This window comes from Spirochaeta cellobiosiphila DSM 17781 (assembly GCF_000426705.1).
GTDB lineage: Bacteria > Spirochaetota > Spirochaetia > DSM-17781 > DSM-17781 > Spirochaeta_E > Spirochaeta_E cellobiosiphila.
In genome coordinates, this window is sequence record NZ_AUFW01000032.1 from 1 (window position 1) to 3,190 (window position 3,190).

The window sequence follows — 3,190 nt, forward strand, 5'->3', positions numbered from 1 at the left end:
AAAAAGAAAGTCTGGCGACGACCTACTCTCCCACCTTGCGGCAGTACCATCGGCGATGAAGGGCTTAACTTCCGTGTTCGGAATGGGAACGGGTGGATCCCCTTCTCTATGGTCACCAGACAATAATATTCTTCAAAACAAGATACTAAGTCAATGAAATAGTATCCTCTTTAAAAGTTCTCTTTTAAGACATGTTTTTTAAGGGATAACAAATAATATGGTCAAGCCTCACGACAAATTAGTACTGGTATGCTAAACATGTTACCATGCGTATACACCCAGCCTATCAACCTGATATTCTCTCAGGTGTCTTTAGGAATCTTTAAGATTCAGGGATGTCTCATCTTGAGGTGGGCTTCCCGCTTAGATGCCTTCAGCGGTTATCCCTTCCAAACATAGCTACTCAGCAATTACTCTTGGCAGAATAACTGATACACTAGAGGTTTGTCCATCTCGGTCCTCTCGTACTAAAGATAGATCCTCTCAAACATCCAACGCCTGTGGCAGATAGGGACCGAACTGTCTCGCGACGTTCTGAACCCAGCTCGCGTACCGCTTTAAATGGCGAACAGCCATACCCTTGGGACCTGCTCCAGCCCCAGGATGCGATGAGCCGACATCGAGGTGCCAAACCCTGCCGTCGATGTGAACTCTTGGGCAGGATCAGCCTGTTATCCCCGGAGTACCTTTTATCCGTTAAGTGACGGCGCTTCCACTCGCTACCGCCAGATCACTAAGACCTACTTTCGTACCTGCTCGAAGTGTCCCTCTCGCAGTCAGGCTACCTTATGCCTTTACACTTACACGATGATTTCCAACCACCGCAAGGTAACCTTCGCGCGCCTCCGTTACGCTTTAGGAGGCGACCGCCCCAGTCAAACCGCCCACCAGACATTGTCCAGTTACCGGATAACGGCAACTGTTAGAAACCTAACCTATCAAGGGTGGTATTTCACCAACGACTCCTCACACACTAGCGTGCATGGATCTCAGTCTCCCACCTATCCTACACATGATAAGCCAAGTTTCAATATCAGGCTGCAGTAAAGGTTCACGGGGTCTTTCCGTCTAACCACAGGTAATCGGCATCTTCACCGATACTTCAATTTCACCGGGTCTCGCGTTGAGACAGCGCTCAAGTCGTTACACCATTCGTGCGGGTCGGAACTTACCCGACAAGGAATTTCGCTACCTTAGGACCGTTATAGTTACGGCCGCCGTTTACCGGGGCTTCAATTCACTGCTTCGATTACTCTAACAGCTCCTCTTAACCTTCCGGCACCGGGCAGGTGTCAGTCCATATACTTCTCTTTGCAGATTCGCATAGACCTGTGTTTTTGGTAAACAGTCGCTTGAGCCTCGTTTATGCTACCCCCTAGAGGGCCACACTTCTCCCGAAGTTACGTGTGTATTTTGCCGAGTTCCTTAACGCGAGTTCTCCCGTACGCCTTAGAATACTCATCCCGCCTACCTGTGTCGGTTTGCGGTACGGTCCCTATACTTATTAACGATAGCAGCTATTTCTCGGCACCATGAATACGCACTCTTCGCTTTCCCGTAGGTCCACTCCCCTTCATGGCTCAACTCTTCAGGCGGACTTTCCTACCTAAATCAACATCTTACCATTTAGACCGGGACGACCATCGCCCGGTAGTGTTTCTCCTTATGCGTCACTGCTTCTCTAAATATAGAGGTACTGGAATATTAACCAGTTTCCCATCGACTACGCTTTTCAGCCTCGCCTTAGGGGCCGACTAACCCTGGGAAGATTACCTTCACCCAGGAAACCTTAGGCTTTCGGCGGCTAGGGATCTCACCTAGCTTTTCGTTACTCATGCCTGCATTCTCTCTTCTGATAGATCCACAATACCTTTCGGTACTGCTTCGACTCCCTACAGAATGCTCCTCTACCCCCATTAGTAAACTAATGAGCCGTAGCTTCGGTTCTATGCTTAGCCCCGTTACATTGTCAGCGCATGACGACTCGACCAGTGAGCTATTACGCACTCTTTAAAGGAGTGGCTGCTTCTAAGCCAACCTCCTGGCTGTCTTTGCCATCACACTTCCTTTTCCACTTAGCATAGATTGGGGACCTTAGCTGACGGTCTGGGTTCTTTCCCTCTTGACTATGAAAATTATCTCACACAGTCTGACTCCCATATTTTGTCTTACGGCATTCAGAGTTTGACTAAGTTTGGTACCCTGTGACAGGCCCTAGCCTAATCAGTGCTTTACCTCCGTAAGAAACCATATGAGGCTAGCCCTAAAGCTATTTCGAGGAGTACCAGCTATCTCCGGGTTTGATTAGCCTTTCACTCCGATCCACAGTTCATCCCTGCCTTTTTCAACAGACTAGGGTTCGGTCCTCCACTTGGTTTTACCCAAGCTTCAACCTGACCATGGATAGATCACCCGGCTTCGGGTCTATCCCATGTAACTAACTCGCCCTATTCAGACTCGATTTCTCTTCGGCTCCATGACTTCTATCACTTAACCTTGCTACATAGGATAACTCGCAGGCTCATTCTACAAAAGGCACGCCATCACCTCTCAAGGAGGCTTTGACCGCTTGTAGGTCCACGGTTTCAGGTTCTATTTCACTCCCCTCCCGGGGTGCTTTTCACCACTTCCCTCACGGTACTCGTTCACTATCGGTAGCTATCTCGTATTTAGTCTTGGAGGGTGGGCCCCCCAGTTTCCAACAGGATTACTCGTGTCCCGCCGTACTCAGGTACGCATTAGCGTCACTTCAATTTTCGCTTACAGGACTTTCACCTTCTTTGGTAGGCTTTTCCAAAACCTTTCTGCTAATCTCCATGAATCACATGTCATGCGCCCTACAACCCCTAATTAGCCGAAACTAATTAGGTTTGGACTCTTCCCGCTTCGCTCGCCGCTACTAAGGGAATCTCGTTTGATTTCTTTTCCTCCAGGTACTTAGATGGTTCAGTTCCCTGGGTCTCGCCTGATATGACTATGTGTTCACCATACCATACATATTATCTAATATGTGGGTTACCCCATTCGGACATCGCTGGATCATAGGATGTTTGCTCCTCACCAACGCTTTTCGCAGCTTACCACGTCCTTCTTCGCCGGATAGCTCCAAGGCATCCACCATGGACCCTTTCTCGCTTGACCATATTATCTCTTATCCCTTCCCTATTTACATGTCAAAAGAACTATTTTT

2 rRNA genes are annotated in these 3,190 nt (G+C 48.5%); both read right to left on the reverse strand.

Annotated elements, in window-relative coordinates:
- Window positions 1–9: 9 nt before the first annotated feature.
- Window positions 10–120 (reverse strand): 5S ribosomal RNA (rrf, locus tag K345_RS0106655).
- Between the two features lie 97 nt (window positions 121–217).
- A 23S ribosomal RNA gene (locus K345_RS0106660) occupies window positions 218–3,141 on the reverse strand.
- Between the last annotated feature and the right edge of the window lie 49 nt (window positions 3,142–3,190).